Source organism: Pseudoalteromonas sp. FUC4, from assembly GCF_008370255.1.
In the GTDB taxonomy this organism is placed as follows: domain Bacteria; phylum Pseudomonadota; class Gammaproteobacteria; order Enterobacterales; family Alteromonadaceae; genus Pseudoalteromonas.
The window spans coordinates 1-20,967 of sequence record NZ_SEUI01000004.1 but is presented as its reverse complement, the minus strand read 5'-3'; the positions used below and the strand labels follow the sequence as shown (position 1 = coordinate 20,967).

Annotated in this window: 18 protein-coding genes, 3 tRNA genes, 2 rRNA genes and 1 pseudogene; 9 read left to right on the top strand and 15 right to left on the bottom strand. The window is 38.6% G+C overall.

Annotated elements, in window-relative coordinates:
* Window positions 1-87: 87 nt before the first annotated feature.
* Window positions 88-792 (top strand): response regulator transcription factor, encoded by a 705-nt coding sequence (locus EU510_RS12295; protein ID WP_002957913.1) that lies wholly within the window; start codon window positions 88-90, stop codon window positions 790-792.
* Here EU510_RS12295 and EU510_RS12290 read toward each other — a convergent pair.
* A pseudogene (locus EU510_RS12290) lies at window positions 789-2,204 on the bottom strand (YifB family Mg chelatase-like AAA ATPase); the annotation flags it as partial. The gene EU510_RS12295 and the pseudogene EU510_RS12290 sit on opposite strands and share 4 nt — an antisense overlap.
* Window positions 2,205-2,372: 168 nt before the next feature.
* Here EU510_RS12290 and EU510_RS12285 point away from each other — a divergent pair.
* The 4 genes from EU510_RS12285 (at window position 2,373) to EU510_RS12270 (ending at window position 6,426) form a co-directional block, all read left to right on the top strand.
* A complete protein-coding gene (locus EU510_RS12285; RefSeq protein WP_149593741.1) occupies window positions 2,373-2,867 on the top strand; it encodes a hypothetical protein in 495 nt (164 codons plus the stop codon).
* Between the two features lie 516 nt (window positions 2,868-3,383).
* On the top strand, window positions 3,384-4,064 hold the full coding sequence (locus EU510_RS12280; RefSeq protein WP_149593740.1) for a hypothetical protein: 681 nt from the start codon (window positions 3,384-3,386) through the stop codon (window positions 4,062-4,064).
* Window positions 4,065-4,395: 331 nt separating this feature from the next.
* A complete protein-coding gene (locus tag EU510_RS12275) occupies window positions 4,396-4,971 on the top strand; it encodes a recombinase family protein (protein WP_149593739.1) in 576 nt (191 codons plus the stop codon).
* 720 nt (window positions 4,972-5,691) lie between these two features.
* Window positions 5,692-6,426, top strand: coding sequence for an endonuclease (locus EU510_RS12270; protein WP_149593738.1), 735 nt, complete (start codon window positions 5,692-5,694; stop codon window positions 6,424-6,426).
* Window positions 6,427-6,448: 22 nt separating this feature from the next.
* Here the strand turns inward: EU510_RS12270 and EU510_RS12265 are convergent, their stop codons facing one another.
* The 9 genes from EU510_RS12265 to nudE all read right to left on the bottom strand — a co-directional run bounded on the left by EU510_RS12265 (window position 6,449) and on the right by nudE (window position 12,172).
* On the bottom strand, window positions 6,449-7,333 hold the full coding sequence (locus EU510_RS12265; protein ID WP_149593737.1) for a hypothetical protein: 885 nt from the start codon (window positions 7,331-7,333) through the stop codon (window positions 6,449-6,451).
* A gap of 163 nt (window positions 7,334-7,496) precedes the next feature.
* Window positions 7,497-9,206, bottom strand: a complete 1,710-nt coding sequence (locus EU510_RS12260) for a recombinase family protein (RefSeq protein WP_149593736.1) — start codon at window positions 9,204-9,206, stop codon at window positions 7,497-7,499.
* A gap of 28 nt (window positions 9,207-9,234) precedes the next feature.
* Window positions 9,235-9,366, bottom strand: a complete 132-nt coding sequence (locus tag EU510_RS20085; protein WP_262501225.1) for a hypothetical protein — start codon at window positions 9,364-9,366, stop codon at window positions 9,235-9,237.
* Between the two features lie 34 nt (window positions 9,367-9,400).
* Window positions 9,401-10,015 carry a trimeric intracellular cation channel family protein gene (locus tag EU510_RS12255; protein ID WP_002957915.1) on the bottom strand — a complete coding sequence of 205 codons (615 nt, stop codon included), beginning with the start codon at window positions 10,013-10,015 and terminating at the stop codon, window positions 9,401-9,403.
* A gap of 200 nt (window positions 10,016-10,215) precedes the next feature.
* A tRNA-Met gene (locus tag EU510_RS12250) sits at window positions 10,216-10,292 on the bottom strand.
* Between the two features lie 142 nt (window positions 10,293-10,434).
* A tRNA-Met gene (locus tag EU510_RS12245) sits at window positions 10,435-10,511 on the bottom strand.
* Between the two features lie 79 nt (window positions 10,512-10,590).
* Window positions 10,591-10,667: transfer RNA gene (locus EU510_RS12240), tRNA-Met, on the bottom strand.
* 136 nt (window positions 10,668-10,803) lie between these two features.
* Window positions 10,804-11,607, bottom strand: coding sequence for a 3'(2'),5'-bisphosphate nucleotidase CysQ (cysQ, locus tag EU510_RS12235; protein ID WP_149593735.1), 804 nt, complete (start codon window positions 11,605-11,607; stop codon window positions 10,804-10,806).
* A complete protein-coding gene (nudE, locus tag EU510_RS12230) occupies window positions 11,600-12,172 on the bottom strand; it encodes an ADP compounds hydrolase NudE (RefSeq protein WP_007586548.1) in 573 nt (190 codons plus the stop codon). The genes cysQ and nudE overlap by 8 nt, the downstream gene beginning before the upstream one ends.
* 61 nt (window positions 12,173-12,233) lie before the next feature.
* Here nudE and yrfG point away from each other — a divergent pair, with 61 nt between their 5' ends.
* Window positions 12,234-12,881, top strand: a complete 648-nt coding sequence (gene yrfG, locus EU510_RS12225; protein WP_007378908.1) for a GMP/IMP nucleotidase — start codon at window positions 12,234-12,236, stop codon at window positions 12,879-12,881.
* A 15-nt stretch (window positions 12,882-12,896) separates the two neighbouring features.
* On the opposite strand, the gene EU510_RS12220 is transcribed toward yrfG, so the two are convergent.
* From EU510_RS12220 to EU510_RS12210, 3 genes are all read right to left on the bottom strand, one after another.
* Window positions 12,897-13,520 (bottom strand): dUTP diphosphatase, encoded by a 624-nt coding sequence (locus EU510_RS12220; RefSeq protein WP_149593734.1) that lies wholly within the window; start codon window positions 13,518-13,520, stop codon window positions 12,897-12,899.
* Between the two features lie 103 nt (window positions 13,521-13,623).
* Window positions 13,624-13,992: a YacL family protein gene (locus tag EU510_RS12215; protein WP_024592461.1), complete on the bottom strand. Its 369-nt coding sequence runs from the start codon at window positions 13,990-13,992 to the stop codon at window positions 13,624-13,626.
* Between the two features lie 116 nt (window positions 13,993-14,108).
* Complete coding sequence (locus EU510_RS12210) at window positions 14,109-14,333, bottom strand: hypothetical protein (RefSeq protein ID WP_002963009.1); 225 nt, start codon at window positions 14,331-14,333, stop codon at window positions 14,109-14,111.
* Window positions 14,334-14,635: 302 nt separating this feature from the next.
* Between EU510_RS12210 and uvrD the strand changes: the two genes are divergently transcribed.
* The 3 genes from uvrD to EU510_RS12195 all read left to right on the top strand — a co-directional run bounded on the left by uvrD (window position 14,636) and on the right by EU510_RS12195 (window position 19,800).
* Complete coding sequence (gene uvrD / locus EU510_RS12205) at window positions 14,636-16,801, top strand: DNA helicase II (protein WP_002963007.1); 2,166 nt, start codon at window positions 14,636-14,638, stop codon at window positions 16,799-16,801.
* A complete protein-coding gene (locus tag EU510_RS12200; RefSeq protein ID WP_149593733.1) occupies window positions 16,779-18,851 on the top strand; it encodes a GNAT family N-acetyltransferase in 2,073 nt (690 codons plus the stop codon). Before uvrD ends, EU510_RS12200 begins: the two co-directional genes overlap by 23 nt.
* A 100-nt stretch (window positions 18,852-18,951) precedes the next feature.
* Complete coding sequence (locus EU510_RS12195) at window positions 18,952-19,800, top strand: chemotaxis protein (protein WP_149593732.1); 849 nt, start codon at window positions 18,952-18,954, stop codon at window positions 19,798-19,800.
* A gap of 778 nt (window positions 19,801-20,578) precedes the next feature.
* Here the strand turns inward: EU510_RS12195 and rrf are convergent.
* Both rrf and EU510_RS12185 read right to left on the bottom strand, forming a co-directional pair.
* Window positions 20,579-20,693 (bottom strand): 5S ribosomal RNA (gene rrf, locus EU510_RS12190).
* A gap of 144 nt (window positions 20,694-20,837) precedes the next feature.
* Window positions 20,838-20,967 (bottom strand): 23S ribosomal RNA (locus EU510_RS12185); the annotation flags it as partial.

The following is a 20,967-nucleotide window of genomic DNA, read 5'->3' as shown; positions in this document are numbered from 1 at the left end:
AAGTTACTTAAAACCAATAAACCCCCTTCTCAGCATTTACCTAATGGTGCTACCATACAGAGCTATAAGCATTCAAAATAAAGTACTATGGCTATTAATGTTTTATTGGTTGAAGACGATGAACTACTCGTTAAACGCATCCAAAATCACTTTGCAGATACCGAATTTACAATAGAGGTAGACCCAACTGGCGCTGATGCACTTAACATTGTAAGGCAGCGGGTAAACCTGCGCGGTGCTATATCATTAGCCATAATTGACATTGTCTTACCAAAGCGCGACGGGCTTCAGCTCGCAAAAGAATTAAACACACTGACCGATATTGGCGTTATTGTATTATCGAGTCGTGACTCCCAAGCCGATCGTATTGCAGGTCTTGCTCAAGGTGCTGATGACTATATTTGTAAGCCTGTTGATTTACTTGAGTTAGAGCTTCGCATGCGCGCGCTCTATAAGCGTGTTGCCGTTAACCTAGAAGACGACGAAAGCGAAGAGTTTATAGAATATGCTGACTTTAAGCTTCATCCCGATAACCGCACACTAATTACTGCTGCTGGTGTTGAATCACGCTTAACTGAAGCCGAACATAAAGTGCTTATTTGCTTAATTAGTAATGCAGGTAAAGCCACATCCCGTGAAAAAATATCAGAAGAAATAGGCCAGCCCGATTGGAGTCCAAACGATCGTACTGTTGATGTACTTATTGGTCGTTTACGTAAAAAATTAAATGACGAAAAAGATCAAAAACGCATTGTTACCGTGCGCGGTAAAGGCTATATGCTCTCTATTTAATACTTAGTTAATTGCGCAATAAGGCGCTCAAATGCGCGGTAATTGAGTGCCTCTTTAAGCTCATTTAAACTAATATTTTCAGCCCCTTTTAAATCACTAATAGTTCGCGCTACCTTAATTACTCTATGATAAGAGCGTGGCGATAAAGACAACTTCTCGCTTGCTCTGGCTAAAAACTGCAACTCTGCTGGCGCAAGTTCATAGTGCACACTCATTTCTTTATTATTAAGCCTCGCATTAACCTTACCTTGGCGTTTTAGCTGCACATAATATGCAGCCTCAACTCTTGCTCTAACCTCTGCACTGGTTTCTTCTGGTTTGGTACTTTGTAACTCAACACTCGTTAAACGAGGTAGTTCTATTTGCAAATCAATACGGTCAATAAAAGGTCCCGACACGCGTGATAAATAACGCATAACTTGATCAGGAGTTGCCCGCTTATCAGTATGGCTCCCCGTTGGGCTTGGGTTTAATGCCGTAATAAGCTGAAACTGCGCTGGGAACTCCATTTGCCTAGCTGCACGTGAAATAGTAACAGTGCCGGTCTCCATTGGTTCACGCAGTGAATCAAGCACCTTACGCTCGAATTCCGGTAACTCATCTAAGAAAAGCACACCGTTATGTGCCAGCGAAATTTCACCAGGCTTGGGATTTGAAGAGCCCCCCACCAAAGCAACAGCTGAGCACGTATGATGCGGATTACGAAATGGCCGCTGTCGCCAATTAGTTAAATCTATGGATTGCCCAATAATAGAGTAAAGCGCAGCTGTTGAAATAGCTTCATCGTCCGACATAGTAGGCATAATTGTAGCCATTCGCTGGGCCAGCATTGATTTACCAGTGCCAGGAGGCCCTAAAAATAGTAAATTATGCCCGCCAGCTGCGGCTATTTCTAATACTCGCTTTGCACCGGGCTGACCTTTTACATCGCTTAAATCGAGTAAAAAGTCAGGGGCTTGTGTGCAGTCGGGGTACTCTATATTCAATGGTAAGGGTTGTTGATTAAGTAAGTCCCCCCACACTTCTTGAATAGAGCTTACGGCTTTGCGTTTAACGCCATTAACTAGGCTTGCTAGGCTGTCGTTTGCAAGAGGTAGAAAGCAGCAACGATCTTCTTCTTTAGCAGCAAGTACCGAAGGTAAAATAGCGTTTACACCACGCACTTCACCATTAAGAGCAAGCTCACCATAAAACTCGTACTTATGAATATCAGGGCAAACTATTTGCCCAGAGGCGACTAAAATACCCACTGCAATAGCCAGATCAAACCGCCCTCCATCTTTTGGCAAGTCGGCTGGGGCTAAATTTACGGTTATTCGTTGATCGGGAAAACCAAATTGTGAGTTTTCGAGTGCGCTACGTACCCTGTCTTTCGACTCTTTAACAGACGCTTCAGGCAAACCTACAATATGAATTGTTATTTTTTATGCCCAACCATAAATTTAATCTTACCACTTTTCCGACCTATTGCGTTAAACTCGAATCCAGTATATAATACGTTATAGTATAACATATCAATCTATATCTACCCCTCCGAATAAATCCACTAGTAATCACACAGAAAAGGAATACTACACACCATGCCATTACCAAAGGCTATTAAAGCCAAATTTGATGCTCGCGCCCATGAATTCGAACTCAACCAAGATACTTTAAATCAGAAACTAGCGTTCGCTACACAAACCTACTATCAAGGACTACCCCACCTTGGAGCAGGAACTACTACTCACGAAAAACTACTGCTAGTGTTTAAGGATTTATCTGATTTACTCATTGCAATCAAATCAGAGTATAAATTGTACGATGTTGAAACTCAGTATACTCGCAACCGTGATGGCGTCTTCCGAGTCTGTTTGGTGAAACCTCAAAACCTTCAAGATAAAGAACTATCTAAAATTGAAGCCGACATAAAAAGAGATTACAAAAAATCCCTAATCCAAATTAAAGAGCAGGTTATTAATGAAGTAATTGAAGAAGTCGCAGCCGAAAAATCGGCACTAGAAGAACAACAGCGATTAGATAAAGTAGAGAAAAACCAGAACAACTTACGCAAAGCACTACTAGACGCTGCCTAAACGCCTGTAGAGCCACGTACAAGCCCTTACAAGACCACCACAACACAAACATCTTACTAAACTACTTAAACCACTGACACCGCCCTTATACTGATTATTACTTTGAAGCACCAAAGCCCCTTTGGTACGCGAGTCTACAATATCCTGTACTCATGTACTGCTTGTTCTTGTACAACATAAAAGGGGCTTTTTTCATGCCTGTAATAAATTAATTTAAAATAGCGGAAGAAATACCTTTACAAGATTGCATCATTTATATTATTATCATAAGGTTAATCATATAGGAAAGTATAGACATAGATACCCCTCTGATTACCATTTAACGATTGTTTTTAATTTCAAAGACTTACAAATCATTATTTATACCAATAACCCCCCCAACAAAAGCTCTTACTCCCTTTAAATAAAAGGTTTTCCCAGCGTAAACGCAATTAAAAACAAATTAACACGATAAAACTACAAGCACTTATCTTATGTAAATCAGTATACCAATAGAGCTAATAAAAGGAGTTAATTATGCCAGCGACTCACCACTCATTAATCAATAGTATTCATAGGAAGTTTAAAGCCGATGCAAACGTAAGCTGGTTTAATAAGTTAGTTAAGCTATTTGATCAGGAGAACCCTGAAAATATATATGGTGAACGAGTGGCGCACTTAATATTACATGCACATGATAATAAGCGGTTTGCTCAAGTAACAGAATTTCTATCTGAAAGCTTTCCCGACTCATTGATTTTTGTTAAGCAAGAAGACTCTAACGAAGAAACAGAGGTTCAAGATGGGCTATATGAATCAAGCACTGTAAAGATAAACAAAGGGCTTCATTATCACTGCTACATCACTTACAAATGCGACGAAGGCAAAGATATTCATAAAAGCTTTCGGGCAACAGTACGTGAAGCATTGAAAAATAAAGCTAACAACAAAGCTAAAAACTTAAACCCCACTGATAAAAGTTATCGCTTTAAAGCTTACAACGTTGTAACGGGAGCTAAATATCTAAATGAGTGGGACGTTTTTAATAACAACTATCAAGAATATCTAGAATCGATAGAATCAAAGAGTTTCAAATGTGTTTCAATGCCAATCACTAATGAAACTATGATTAGACTGCTATCGTGGATGAGCTACGCTACGAAGAACAAAACCTCAAAGAGTAAGCGTAACTGCATAATTAAAGATAACAGAAAATAGCTAAATTGCTTAACGGATAGCAATCCCCATCCCCCACAATAATCTGATAAAAATTAATACCATCATACACCAGATCTAAAAACATAACTCATTGATAATAAAGATTTTAATTATCACCACTCACTTATCGCACTGATTAATAAGCATACAATAAGTGAAAAATAAACCTATATATCAATGGGTTAATCGGTGAGGTTGGTGGTTATAACTCTCTATCTTTAGAGTATAGTCTAACCATCCACCATAAAAACCACCTCTTTTAGTGTTTGACCAACCTAAAAGAATCGATTATCATAAGGGTACTCTAAAGAAACGGTTTAAGGTATTGTCAATGACTAAATATATTTATGCACGTACAAGCACAACAGACCAGAATGTAAATCAACAAGTAGCCAAGCTTAAAGAAAAGCATAATGATGCTATTGTGTACCAAGAACAAATAAGCGGTAAATCTACAGACCGTCCAGCATTCAATGAGCTCAAAGAAAAGGTAAAGACTGGTGATTCAATAGTTGTATTGTCTGTATCACGTCTAGGCCGTAATACTGTGCAGGTATTAGAATTTATAGAGCTAATGAAGACTAATAATGTATCGGTGATTGTAGAAGATCTTGGTGGCATCGATGTAACAAGCTCGATGGGTAAATTGGTGTTAACAACACTTGCTGCAGTAGCTGAAATGCAACGTGAAGAAATACTAGAAAAGCAACGTATTGGTATAGACAGAGCTAAAGCAGAAGGGCTATACAAAGGAAAAAAAGTCTCACCTAAAACGGTTAAAGCCTGCAAGGATGCTATTAATCTAATCACTAAAATGGATTACTCTAAAGCTAAAGCAGCAAGGGCGACTGATATAAGTATTGCAACATTATATCGGTATATAAAATCAGAGAACATCGAATTATAGTTGCTAATATTTGAGGCAAAGACGATAAGCTCTAGATAGAGCTTGCTAGCTACTAAGCAGGCCTAACAGGCCTTCATATTTTATTTGATTCACCATCTTCCCCCTTCTAAGAGTACTATATGACTACCTTTAAAACTAAATGACACATTTATTATTTATTTTTAAAATGCGTAAATTTAGCAGATCATTAGTTGATTTTTGCATATTTCAATTTAAATGATTGTTCGAAGGTGAGTGTATACCAACACAAATGGATTATCCCGAAGTTATCCACAAAAAGGGGCAACAATGTCCCTTGCATTAGGAACTTAAGCACTCTATCTTGTGATTAGAAACTGATAAAACACTACATATTGTATTGTCATATTAGTGGAAGGGCTAACACCATACGTCAATATGGTGTTAGTAAAGTCACTTGCTAATAGTCCAGCTGAGTACTCAGGTTTGCAAAATGAGCGTAACTTATTATGGATCCATCATCAAGTATCTTCATTTATTTTTTGGAGGACTAATGTTGAAAATCAACTTTTCCTTAGAAATTTCAACGGTTGAAACAGTTAAGCTTTTACAGTTAATTATTTCAATTTTTACTATGTTATCGATGTAATCATGAAGGGCTAACTAGTTTAGCCCTCTTACAAACATATCATATAGTTTTGCACGAACTGGTGGACTAAACTCACTCTTAAACCCTATTCGAATTAACCTTTAAGGTCTAGAATGAAAGAACTTACAATACTAACTATAGTAACTTTCTACTCCTCAACTGTTTTTGCTACAAACCAAGAAATTGATTCATTTAGTAAAGCTAAAAAACTCTTAGAAACACAAGTTTACAACAGGCATCGCACTACACTTTACTGCGGTGCAGTATTTGACGCCCATAAAAAAGTAATTGCCCCCGAAGGATTTTCCACAACTAAATACATTAAACGCTCTAAAAAAATTGAATGGGAGCATGTTGTACCAGCAGAAAACTTTGGACGTAGCTTTATTGAATGGAGAGATGGGCACAAACAGTGTGTTAATAGTAAAGGAAAGTCATTTAAAGGCCGTAGGTGTGCTGAAAAGGTAAATACAGAGTATCGCCACATGCAAGCTGATATGTATAACCTCTACCCTGCTATTGGCGCTGTAAACGCTTTAAGAAGTAACTATAACTTTACCATGCTCCCTGCATCGAAAAGTGATTTTGGCAGTTGTGGTATGAAAATAGATGATAGAAAAGCTGAACCACCTGAAAGAGCTAGAGGTCAAATTGCTCGTACTTATCTGTATATGGAAGATGCATACAAACGATATAGCATGAGCAAAGCACAACGCCAACTGATGGAAGCGTGGGATAAAATGTATCCCGTAACTATATGGGAATGTGCGAGAGCAAAGACAATATTCAAGTTACAAAAAAATAACAATGAAATAGTCGCCAGTCGATGTTTAGCCAAACATTTTTGATATATATCGACCCCCCAGCACCTTACAAGGTTTGTTTAAATGTTTTAAATGTTTTAAATGTTTTATTTATCTCAGAGTCAATATATGTAGCAACCATCCTATCGACCAAGCGAGGGTTTTTAATGTAATCTTCCTCCTCTCTTCCAAATCCAACCCTAAAAGTGTTCCCATTTTTAACAATAAACACATGAACTAATCCATCGGTTAAAGATATAGAGTTTCTATAGTCACCAATAACATTTTGTTTAACTATAAAACCATACTCATTAATCAAACTTACCATTAAAGACTGTATTGAACGGTTAACAGCATTAGAGTTCCCCAACTTTCTACCACTCTCAGTATCTTCTTCAATAACCTTTGGCTTCAAATAGTTAAATACTAGAGATGATACCCTCCCCGCATTATCAACGCCCATCTCACCTTTAGCGTCTTTCTCCCATTGAACACCAGATAATGATGAAAGAATTTCAAACTTACTGATAGGAACACCGTACCTTACACCTGCTTGTAACGCATCGTTACTCTCACCTATTTTATAACCATAAACTGTAAATTTAGATTCATCACTTAAACGACTCAACATTGCTTGCTTAATCTTTAAAACTCCCTCATTCATTTTAGGTAGTTTTTCTTTACAATCCTCCTCAAGAGTGTATTTAGTTGCATCTGATATAACTTCTAATGCAGCACTTCGCTCATTGAAAAGCAACGCACCTTGAGCAATACTTCTTCCTGATGGTTTACTTTTACCAGTAATCACACCACAAGTTGCATTAATACTATTTAGTATTTTTTCAGCATCTCGCTCAGACATAATTCCCTCTTTTTGAGTAGGGATTAAATCTAGAATAGAAGAGTTAACATTTAAACTAAAGAGAGCTAAGAGAGGGAGTAACTTTATCATTTGAAATTCCTTTTAATTAGTTGCATATTAACATTAGCAGGTTTAAAAACTTTTTTATACTGTGTTTGTTATCGCACTTACCTCAAACGCAAAGTGTAGGCAACAATAGTTTCTTAATAAATAGCAATAGCTGCTATTTTTATTTTTCTATAGTAGCCCTATATTAAATAACGAATATTTGAGGATCTATAGGCCTATGCTTCCCATCAACAAATTCAGTGAGAACAGGTTTCTCAAATGATTGACCAAACGTTACGGCTTTTTTTTCATCCATTCCTATATATAAGCTCCCATCTTTAAATCTACTTGTGAAAGCTCTAGATGAGCGATGCGGCTTACTTAACGTCATTATTAATAAATCATTTGCAACTAAAGTGGACTTAAAGTTGGAATGTAAAATAATTTTTACTTTCTGCTTAATCATTGCTTTATTGAGGTTCATAGCCCGAAAATTTGGTGTAATTCTCCTTGAATCGCCACGAATAAAACTGTTCCAATCCACCCCACAATTACCTACATCAGTCATTTCAAACGTTTGATTTAACTGATTTGTTAATTTACTCTCTTGTCTGCCCTTTAACTGTAAAACTACATCTGAAATAGCATTTCTAGTAACTTCTATTTTGCTTTTAATATCCTGTATTTCAAATTCATCTATAGCATCACCTAGTTCATCCGTAAAGATACTTAATCTACGCCTAAGCTTATCCTCTTTATCCTTTAGTGTATTGGGCAAGTCAGCTTCATTTTCTATATCGTTATCAAATACCCAATCGCTTTTCATCTTACGAACGTTCCTGATTAAACTTGCATCTAAATAAGCACCAAAATGAAATACTAAATCGCACTTGTTTAAACCATCACTTAAAGAGCATAATCCATTACTTCTACTCCTACACTGATATATATAGCGGTTACTTCCTTTATTATTGAGTTTGGCTGGTTGCCCACACTCACAAAAAATCACTCCCGAATAAATATCAAACGGTTGGATATTACTCTGACCTCTCGTCCTAAATGCCTTACTTTTTGTTAATCTTTGTTCCTGAGCAAGTAAAAATAGTTTAGTATTAACAACTTGTGGGTAGTAATCGACTAAAACCTCTTGTGAGCGTCCTCTCATCTCACCTATAACTTTTCTATCGAACAATATTTTTGCAATGTAACTACCATGCCAACCTTTATCATTAAAGCTTGGTACTTTTTCTCTATTTAATTTTGAAGCTATAGCAGTAGTACCTAACCCATCTAAAACATACATTTCAAAGATTTTAGTAACCACCTTGACCTTAGATGAAATAATGGTGAACTTACTCTCTAAATCCGACCATTTGAGCCAAGAGGGTGAGGTTTTAGTTATTTTATTTAGCTGACCATCTCGCACTTTATCTCTTGTAGATTTTCTAGCCTTTTTCAGTCTTGATGATAATTGCTGGGAATAACTATGAGCTTGCTGGATTTTGGATTGAAGGACGTAAATTTGGTGGCTATTAAATGACTCTCGTGTATAGGTATTACCATCTTCCAATGTAATAATTGATACATGTTTTAATAAGTCCATTATCATTTTATTAGCATCAAAACCATTTAAACGGCTTAGTCTATCTATCGACTCAACTAATAAATAACTATCACTGGCTATTCGCCCTGCCTCACAGGCTGCTAAAAATTGGCCTAGTCTCCCATCAGCATCACGATGCGCGCCAGTATAACCAGATACTCCTAAATCCTTATATGAGTCTTCAATTAATTGATATTCTGGGTTTTCCGACAAATATTTTTGTAACAAGCTCTCTTGACGCTCTAACGAGTTACCATTTAATTGCCTTTCACTGGAAAAGCGTATGTATGAATAAGCGTTTTTTCTAGCCACTATCTAGCTCCAAATTACTATCTCTTATTTAGAATACACTTAAGGTATAAGAGAATACAATATGAAAAGCAGGTAAACCATTTCCTAGGTGAACTTCTACAATAACTTCAGGGGCATTTATACCCACTTGAGCACGAGAAAATATACGAGCTAACGACATTCCTTATCCTAGTAAATGGTGTGATTACACCAGTTTAGTCAGGATATTTAAAAACGTGTAATGTGATTTGCCATTTTATAGCGGCTAAACGAAGTAATAAGGTCATTAACATGCCTAATACCATCGCCATTTCGGTTGCTAACGAAAAACTAATGCCAAGCGTATAAACAGTACCACCCGCTATACAGGTAATAGCGTAAAGCTCACCCTTTAATAGCATAGGGATCTCGCGTGCAAGCACATCTCGAATTAGTCCACCAAAGCAGCCTGTAATTACAGCCATAATTACCGCAGTCATATCGGGCATACCAACAAGCTGTGCTTTTTGCGCCCCCATTACTGCAAAAAAAGCTAACCCGAACGCATCCGCTGTTTGTAAAATATAATGAGGTATCGGCTTTTGTTTATTTATAAGGCGTGTTGTAACAAATACTGAAGCTAGTATGGCAAAAAAGTAACTTTGATCGTGTAACCAAAACACAGGAACATCTAAAATTAGATCTCGCACTGTACCACCACCAATAGCAGTTACTGTCGCTAAAACTACGACCCCAAAACCATCCATTTTTTTCTCGTACGCTAACAAAGTGCCCGATACAGCAAATACCGCAATGCCTATTAAATCAAACCAGTGATAAAGTTCTGTCATGTGTATTGTTACTTAAAATATTTTGACCGTTTTAACATAAAACACTCTTTTTAAAAAATAAGTTATTTGTTAAACGGCATAGGTATTAGAGGGAAGACATTAAATAAAGCAGAATATAAGGTATTTTAGCAAATTCCAGACGCAAAAAATCACTCGATAAAGAGTGCGATTTTTTTGAATTTTTAGATATTTAATTTCAGTGGTTGCGGGAGCCGGATTTGAACCGACGACCTTCGGGTTATGAGCCCGACGAGCTACCAGACTGCTCCATCCCGCGCCTGAAATTTGTAGACTTGTTTAAAGTTGCTTACATTACAACTTGGCTTCCAATTAAAAATTTATTGCGGGAGCTGTGAAGGTGAAGAGTGAACCGACGACCTTTTAAAACTACCTATTGCACTAAATCTTTATAAAATAATTGGTTGCGGGAGCCGGATTTGAACCGACGACCTTCGGGTTATGAGCCCGACGAGCTACCAGACTGCTCCATCCCGCGCCTGTATATTTTAAGTCTATCGACTACTTTATTTTATCTCTTAAGCTAGAGTTTACAGTAACCAAATCTTATAAAGAATTGGTTGCGGGAGCCGGATTTGAACCGACGACCTTCGGGTTATGAGCCCGACGAGCTACCAGACTGCTCCATCCCGCGCCTGTAATTTCTTTAAAACATTTTCGTAATATTTACGAGCCTGCCTTGAAGAGAGCGCTACTATATAGGAATAAACATTTAATGCAAGGCCTAAACTAATTAAAATTGTTTAACCGAACAAAAAGCAATCAAATTACTATTCTGCGCTCAACCTTTGATGCGGATTAATCATTTTTTGCCATTCCCAGTCGGGATGTCCCATCACTATAAAGTCAGGGTTTTCAGTACTCTCTCGTTGGTTGTACGTTAGCGGGTTAAATTCTGCATCGGTAATACAACCACCGGCTTCTTCAACGATAACTTGTGAAGCACCTGTATCCCACTCTCCCGTTGGACCAATTCTTAAAAAACAATCGGCTTTGCCCTCTGCAACAGTACAGGCTTTTAAAGAACACGAACCAATAGCAATCGTTGTAAACTGGCTATTTAAATACTGACTCACCGCTTCTATTTTTTGGCGGCGGCTCACTGCAAGCGTCAAGTTCTCTGGCGGCGCTACAGATATTTGCTTATCAATTGAGTTTTCACGTTTAAAGGCACCATTTTTAGCTGTAGCAAAATAAGTCACACCTTTTGCAGGCCAATGAATAACGCCAAGCACAGGATGATTATTTTCAATCAATGCAATGTTTACTGCAAAGTCGCCACTTTCTAAAATAAATTCGCCTGTACCATCCATTGGATCGAGCAACCAATAACGCTGCCAGTCCTGTCTGTCGGCGAGTGCAGGTATAGGTGTTTCTTCCGACATAATTGGGATATCGGGCGCAAGTGCTTTTAATCCAGCAACCAGTACGTCATTTGCTGCTAAATCAGCTTTGGTAACAGGCGTATTATCTGATTTCTCTTGTTGGCCAATATCGCCTTTTTTATAAATGGCCATAATTGCATCACCAGCACGCTCAGCTAATTCAATACACGGTTCGATTAATTTATTCATCGGCAGCTCCAGACGCTAAATACTTATCTAATAATAGCAAAGCTGCAACACTGCGTGCTTCGGTAAAATCTTCTTGGTCTAATAATGACTGCCACTGAGTTAATGGCCACTTAACAACAACAAGCGGCTCTGGTTCGTCGCCAATAAGGGTTTGTGGGTATAATTGCTTAGCAAATAAAATATGCATAGTGGCATTAAAGTAACTCGGCGCCATTGTTACTGTTCTTAATGGTTTAAAATACTCAGCACCAAAGCCAATTTCTTCTTTAAGCTCTCTGTTAGCAGCTTGCTCTGGCGTTTCGCCCGGATCGATTAAGCCTTTAGGAAAACCTAACTGGTAATCGTTTGTGCCCGCACAGTATTCACGTACAAGTAGCAATTCGTTATCTGCACTTAACGGAACAATCATCACTGCTCCCCGGCCACCGCCGCGAATTCGCTCATACTGACGCTCTTCGTTATTAGAAAACTTTAGCTCTAAAGACTCCACAGTAAACAGGCGACTTTTAGCAACAACATTGTTACTGAGGATTTGTGGTGGTGTTGGGTGCTTTTTCTGTGTCATTGGCGTTAATTTGCTATCATGGCAGTTAGTTCAATAATAAACCTTATAAGTTGAAATTCCTATGTTAAATTGGTCAAAAATCGATACCGTTTTGCTCGATATGGATGGAACATTACTCGATTTACATTACGACAGTCATTTTTGGCTTAACGTTATCCCTGCGCAACACGCATTAGCGAGAGGCATTAGCCTAGATGCAGCTAAAGCAGATATTTTAAAACGCTATCAAGCTGTGAGCGGTCAAATACAGTGGTATTGTTTAGATTATTGGGAGCAGCAATTAAGCTTGCCTATAATGGAGCTTAAACGAGAGTCTCAGCATTTAATTAAAATGCGCGAAGACGTACCTCATTTTTTAACTGAGCTTAAAAAAGCAGGCAAAGAGTTAATTTTACTTACCAACGCCCACCCTGAGAGTGTCATGCTGAAATTTGAGCATACAGCGATTGATAACTACCTAGATGGTGTAGTGTCTACTCATGAATATGGAGTAAGTAAAGAGCAGCAAAGTTTGTGGCACCAAGTACAAAAAGACTTAGGGTTTAATAAGCAGCGCACTTTGTTTGTAGATGACAGTGTGCCGGTATTAAATGCCGCACGAGAATACGGCATTGAGCACTTACTTGCAGTTGCTAACCCTGATAGCCAACAACCACATAACGAAATAGCCGATTACCTGAGTGTTACCGACTATCGTAAGATTATTTAACGTAGTTTACTTGGGCTAGATTTTTGGGTAACGCGCTTCAAGACCTTGGTATACTAACTTTGCAAAATCTGCATGTTCCGTATCAAGGCTTTTAACTACTTCAACTAAATGCTCGTTATCTTCTTGCCCGTTCCACTCTTTGATATAGCTACCATCTTTGTAACCGTGATCTTGGCGGAAAAAGTTTAACGTATTTTTACCTACGTAGCCGCGATATAAATCATCAATATCCATACCCATTTGCGCCATACAGCCGGCAAAGGCAGCGGCATTAAACGTTTTATCTGCAACAGCGCAAGCCGCTAATATTTCTAGCGTTTGTTTAAAGTCATCCGCTTGTTGAGCATTACTAAGCTCAGTTTCAAGTTGCTTTGCTAAGTCTTCGTAGCTAGTTTTGCCGTCAATTCTAAGCGATAGACCAAAATGAAAAATATCAACCAACTCTAAAATAACTTGTTCGGTATCTGGTGTTTGTTTTTTCCACCATTTCCAACCATGATGATCCAGCATTTCAGCACACTCAACCCAAATAGCGCGGTACCATTCAAATCCTTGAGTAAACCATTGCTCATGTACTTTGGTATTCATGGCGTTTTGCATTTCTAGCATCACTACTAGCTTGTTTAAATTGGCAGACATATCAATTCCTGTCGTTCTGGTTGGCGTAATTTCGTTGGTGTAATAATACAGATAAAATGCGGATTGTGCATTGCTGTATATTTCATTAGTGTGCTAATTATGTTTATCGTGAAGTCGTAAATTCATGCCATGAGTCAATTAAATCAATGAAATCTTCAAAGCCACAACCACTACTTAAACCATTTTCTTCAAGCGCTAAATCGTCATCTTGATACGCTATTAGGTCTTCACTGTCTTGATGAAGCGCATGGGCTTCAAATAGTGCTTCGTCTTTGGTTAATATTAAATCTATTTCTTGGCCTTTTAGCGTTAACGGCTCATAGCTTGAACTCACCGATGCAATAAGCGCTTGCACCATAGCTACTTTGTCTTTGCCTATTTCTTCGTTTAGCCAGCGACCAATAATGGCGTGTTCACTGCTTATTTTAATACGTAGCCCACTAATAGGGTCGCGAATAAATTGATATTCCATAGGGTTTGCCTGTAAATCTTTAATTGCGTAATTATATACGTAAACGCCCGCAAACCACAGGACATATAAAGTAAAATAGCGCCACTAGGGCGCTATTTTACTCAACTTTAAAGCCGTTAACTTCGCGATCTATAACGCGCTGCGTCAATAATCGACCATAAGTAAATAATAGGCACAAGTACAAAACCTACAAGCACATAAATTAGTGCGTAACTTATTATAATAGCGAGTGCAAAAAATATAGCCGCTAAAATACGCCCTTGCACTAACTGCCCTAAACCAGGAAAAAATATATTACATAATGCTGCGATTACGTTACCGCCAGAACCTTGATCTGCCATACTAACCTCTGTATTTATTTGATTTTATAATTATCTACTTACACACTCTATGCCAATTTATTAAGGCTTACAAATCATATAGTTAAATTAGTCTAGATTTAGAGAGTTAGTAAATTTTGCTAACTTTAGGTCAAATTAGCAATTTTTATTGTGCGTTTACACTTTTTGTTTGTTCAAAAAAATAGCAAGTTACTCGTTTTTAAGGCTATTTTATAAATAGCTGTTTATAAAAACAGTATTTTATTTAGCCTAACAAAAACACCTGTTATACTGCCCACAATATTGATTAAAAAGGCGTAACGATGGACGTTTCACAATTACTCGATGGCTTAAATGACAAACAACGCGATGCCGTTGCAGCCCCACTACAAAACATGCTGGTATTAGCAGGTGCTGGGTCTGGCAAAACACGAGTGTTAGTTCATCGTATTGCGTGGCTTATGCAAGTTGAGCAAGCATCTGCTTACAGTATTTTTGCCGTAACCTTTACTAATAAAGCGGCTAAAGAAATGCGCAGCCGCGTTGAAGAAACACTAAAAGCCCCTGTAGGTGGTATGTGGATTGGTACGTTCCATGGTTTATCGCATCGTATCTTACGTGCTCATCACCGTGAAGCTAACCTACCAGAAGCCTTTCAAATTTTAGACTCTGACGATCAACTTCGGATGATCAAGCGCTTATTAAAATCGATGAATATTGATGATAAAAAATGGCCTGCTAAACAATTTGGCTGGTACATAAGCGCCAAAAAAGATGAAGCACTTCGCCCTAAAGATATTCAAGCATACGATATTAACGAACAAATGATGCTGCGTGTTTACGCCGCCTATCAAGAAGCCTGTGACAGAGCTGGCCTAGTAGATTTTGCCGAAATATTACTACGCAGCTACGAAGTGTTAAAAAATAACCCTACGTTACTGCGTCATTACCAGCAACGCTTTGCACATATGCTAGTAGACGAGTTCCAAGATACAAATACCATTCAATATGCATGGTTAAAGTTACTTGCAGGCGATACAAGCAGCATTATGATTGTAGGCGACGATGACCAAAGTATTTATGGTTGGCGTGGTGCTAAAATCGAAAACATTAAACGTTTTTTAACTGACTTTAGCGCAGAAACCATTCGCCTTGAACAAAACTACCGTTCAACAGCAACTATTCTGAAAGCGTCTAATGCATTAATTCAAAATAACTCAGAACGTATGGGTAAAAGCTTGTGGACCGACGGTAACGACGGCGAGCCAATCTCTATTTATGCAGCATTTAATGAGTTAGACGAAGCACGCTTTGTAAGTAGCAAACTACGAAGTTGGTTAAATGCAGGTAATGCCCTACAAGATGCCGCAATTTTATACCGTAGTAACGCGCAATCTCGTGTACTCGAGGAGGCCATGCTGCAAGAAGGCTTAAAATACCGTATTTATGGTGGTATGCGATTCTTCGAACGACAAGAAATTAAAGATGCGCTTTCGTATTTACGCCTAGTAGGTAATCGTCAAGACGATGCCGCGTTTGAGCGTGTAATTAATACGCCAGCACGCGGTATTGGTGATAAAACATTGAGCCATATACGCGATTGTGCTCGAGCAGAGTCGTTACCGCTTTGGTATGCCGCAAAAGCAATTGTAGAACAACAGCATTTATCTGGCCGTGCCTCTGGCGCAGTAAGTAAGTTTGTAGAACTCGTTGAACAAATAGAAGATAAAATTAGCGATCTTACTTTGCATGAGCAAGCCAAGTACACAATTCAAACCTCAGGCTTGATGGCAATGTACCAAGCCGAAAAAGGTGAAAAAGGCCGTGCTCGCGTAGAAAACTTAGAAGAGCTAATTAGCGCTTGTGATCAGTATGAGCTGCCTGAAGACGAAGAGTACAGCTCACCACTACAAGGCTTTTTAGCCCATACGTCACTAGAGTCAGGTGAAGGACAAGCGGAAGAACACGAAGACGCCGTACAAATGATGACGCTTCACTCAGCTAAAGGCTTGGAGTTTCCGCTAGTGTTTATGGTAGGCGTAGAAGAAGGCATGTTCCCTTCTCAGCAAAGCAACGAAGAGTCGGGTCGCTTAGAAGAAGAGCGCCGCCTTTGTTATGTAGGCATGACACGAGCAATGGATAAGTTATACATTAGCCATGCTGAGAGTCGCCGCTTATACGGTCAAGAAAAATACCATAGCCCATCTCGCTTTTTACGCGAAATCCCTGAAGACTGCGTAGAAGAAATCCGTATTAAAACACAGGTTTCTCGCCCGCCTGCCGCTGGGCGTTTTAGCGCATCAGTTAGCCATGCCGCATTTGAAGACAGTGGCTTTAACTTAGGACAACGCGTACTGCATGCTAAGTTTGGTATTGGTACCGTACTAAATTACGAAGGCAGTGGCGCACAATCTCGCGTACAAGTTAACTTTGATGACCTTGGTAGTAAATGGTTAGTAACGGCCTATGCACGATTACAAGCGGTATAAAGCACACCTAAATGAGTTCGAGCAACAATTAGCTGGCGCGTATCATCGTCAGCTAGTATTAATTACTGGCAGCTCAGCTTGGTGTTATGAAATACTTAACTCATTAATAGATGAAAACAATACACTTGTTGTATCCAAGCTGTGCGCGATTAAAAATTCGTGCTGGCCTACTCGCACACACCAAATTTTAGGGCAAGAATTTGCCCATGCTGTTTACGATGGTTTTAGTGGTTTGCACCCTGATAAACTTGCAGCACTTGCCGGCACCGTTAAAGCAGGCGGTATACTGTTTTTATTACTGCCTGAACTAGATGATTTAGCCTCTTGGCAAGACCCCTCATTAAGTACAGTGCAATCACACGGTCAGAGCATTGAATACAGTTTATTTAATCAACGTTTCGCGAATATTATTAAGCAATTACCCGCTTTTCACTTGAGTGAAAAAAATTGCTTTATTAGTAATAACGCTAGCTACGTAATGCATAATAAAATTGATTATGAGCCACAGCAAAACTGTATTGAGCAAATAGTAAAAGTAGCTAATGGCCGTGCCAACAGACCTTTACTCATTAATGCCGATAGAGGTAGAGGTAAGTCGGCAGCACTTGGCTTAGCAGCGGCAAAACTAACTGATAAAAAAGTAATTATTTGCAGTACTCAATTTAAAGCGACCCATAGCAGCTTTAAACATTTAGCCCAAGAGTTAGGCATACAATATAACGCTGATGATAAACAGCTCGCTAACTTACATTACGTTGCACCTGACGCGTTATTAAATACGCTACCTGAGTGCGATTTATTACAAGTGGATGAAGCTGCGGCAATCCCTGTTCCGTTATTGCTAAAAATGCTAGCTCATTACCCTCGCATAGTCTTTGCAAGCACTCTGATTGGATATGAAGGCAATGGTAGGGGTTATACCATTCGCTTTAGTAACTATATTAAAGCGCACTATAAAGCCTCTAAAGTTGTAACGCTTAATGAGCCCCTGCGTTTTGCTAAACACGATCCCCTCGAGAAGCACATTCGCACCTTGCTTGCACTCGATGCAGAATATATAGAGTTAAGTAGTGATGAATTAGAGCAGCCAGTACATAGTGAAATAACACAGCAGTCCCTTGGTAATAATGAACCTTTACTGCAGCAAGTTATTGCCCTACTTGCACTGGCTCACTATCAAAGTAGTGTAAACGACTTACGCCAACTACTAGACGCACCATCGCAACGACTATTTATTAGCAAAATTAATAATCAATTAGTTGGCGTATGCTTAATCGCTATAGAAGGTGGTTTTAGTGAAGAACTTGCCCTACAGGTTATAAGCGGAGAGCGCCGTCCGCAAGGACATTTAATGGCGCAAGCACTCTCACAACTTAGCTTTAATAATGACTGTTTAACACAACTGAGCGCTCGCGTTGTACGAATAGCGATTGATCCGAGTTCCCACAATATAGGACTTGGTAAAAAGTTACTTAGTTATTGCGAGTCACAAGTAAAAGACCAATGTAGTTGGTTTGGTGCAAGCTTTGGCGCAACAGCGCAGTTACTTAATTTTTGGCAGAACCAAGGATTTGATACCGTAAAACTGGGATATCAACGCGATAAAAGCACCGCTGAACATTCGGCGCTTGTGGTTAAATGCTTAAGTGACAAAAGTACAATTATTCAATCTCTAAAAAAGCAGTTTAAAAACGATTTTTTTTATGCTCTTTTAACACACTTTAAAACACTAGATTGGCAACTCGTGAATATCCTAATTGAAGGATTTAGCGACGAATTAATAAGCCTAGAGACTCACGAGCGATTAGCGCTGCTCACTAAAAGTAACTTCACTCAATTTAGTATCTCTGCAACTCTTTGGCAGTTACTGAGCCAGTCACCTTCTTATATATCTCAATTAACAGAGTCTGATAAACAACTTTTAATAAAGTTAGTACTTCAAAATGAAAGTAATGAAAAAGTGATTAAACACTTAGGATTATTAGGAAAGAAACAGCTTGAGAATCAATTTAAACGCGCCATAAAAAACCTCACTAGCACCATCCAATAATTTCTAGTTGCCCTATCTCTTTTAAATTTTATACATCTTTAAGCTATTTATTTAATTTGTTCTATCCTTAAAGCATTAATAGGTAAATTAAGATAAAGGCATGGAATTAATAAACTTTAAAGTAGGTTGCAAAACAATTTCACTAAAAATACTCGATATTTTATTAACTGAGCGCTTTGACAATAATCTAACAACTTTACCAAACAATAATAAAAGCTTTATTGGTGTTAAAGATTATATGGATATACCAACACCGGTGTTTGATTTAGGTATTATTTTAAATAATATCTCAACTGAACAAAGTAATGCGCATGTACTAAAGCAACTAAGAATATGGCAAGACAAACTATTAAACTGGTTTAATACCCTTCAAAGCAACTTATTAAATAGCTCGGCTTCTATTTCAAATAATGACGTAGAACTAAAAGATTTTGTCCTGTTTTACAAAGAATTCAACACCGACAATGAAGACTTAAAATTAACAATGTCTCGGCTTGACGAGCCCTTCCAATCATTACTAGAAACAACGAAAGCAGCCATAGCAGCCCATAATCAAAGTGATCATAAACACGCATCAGCTCTGCTCGAAAAAATTAAGCGTAATAGTCTAATTCAGCTTGAGCGTTTATTTGAATCAGCTAAAGAACAAATAACATTAGACTATAAACCTATTATTGTTTTTACCACTAAAGACGGCTTGAGCCCACATGTAGGGTTATTGGTAGATAAAGTCGAAGATAATATCGACTATAAAAAAGAAGACATTAAACCATTAGATAAGCTCACTGAGGTTGGTTTTGATCTAGACCCACAAACTAAAAATATGATGCGAGGATTAATCAAGCTCGCACAAAAACACAGTGTATTAATTGATCCAAGCGTAATATTTAAACCAACTCAACTAGAAGAATCTGAAAGTGAAGAAACCCAAGCTTACGGACTATTTTAAATAGCCTTTAAATTTGGTTATAAACTTTAGTACTGAAGCAATGAGCCATTGAGTTCGAGTTATGACTGCAGGACCTCGAGTAAGTAATGTTCGCTATTCCCTTATATTTAAATTTTCCAGAATATCGTGGTTCCCACAGCGGTGGAGAGTCACAGTGAAATGCTACACACTCTTTGCGTCGGGAGTCGCTACGCTCGCCCGACCTACGTGCTAGGTGTTGTGTAAGTGTGTGTCAATTGCGCACATTTTACTTTTCTGCAGACGTAAAAAAGCCCGACTCTTTCGAATCGGGCTCTCTACAATTTGAAGCCTGGTAATGTCCTACTTTCACATAGCAAATGCTACACTATCGTTGGCCGGGGCTCGCCTTCGAGCTGTTTTGTTTGATGTATAGGAATACAAATGCCGTGGAGTACAGGATGTACGAAAGCGGCCACTACTGAGTTCGTCATGGGCTCTTGGCTATTTATTAAATCCCAGACAGCAAAAAACCCGTCACATTGCTGTAACGGGTTTCTTTAATTTGAAGCCTGGTAATGTCCTACTTTCACATAGCAAATGCTACACTATCATCGGCGCTGTTTCGTTTCACTACTGAGTTCGGCATNGGGGCTCGCCTTCGAGCTGTTTTGTTTGATGTATAGGAATACAAATGCCGTGGAGTACAGGATGTACGAAAGCGGCCACTACTGAGTTCGTCATGGGCTCTTGGCTATTTATTAAATCCCAGACAGCAAAAAACCCGTCACATTGCTGTAACGGGTTTCTTTAATTTGAAGCCTGGTAATGTCCTACTTTCACATAGCAAATGCTACACTATCATCGGCGCTGTTTCGTTTCACTACTGAGTTCGGCATGGAATCAGGTGGGTCCAAAACGCTATTGTCACCAAGCAAATTAGGTTGTCAGTTCGTATTTCTACGCACTAACTGAATTTGGAAAATATCTGATAATATTTTTTAAGTCTTTCAGTAAATATCTACTTTAGTCATATTAACTTCTGTATAAACTATCACATAAAACGCGTTTGGCGTTGTATGGTTAAGCCTCACGGGTAATTAGTACAAGTTAGCTTAATGGCTCACACCACTTCCACATCTTGCCTATCAACGTTGTAGTCTTCAACGGCCCTTCAGAGACTTTAAAAGTCTAGTGAGAACTCATCTC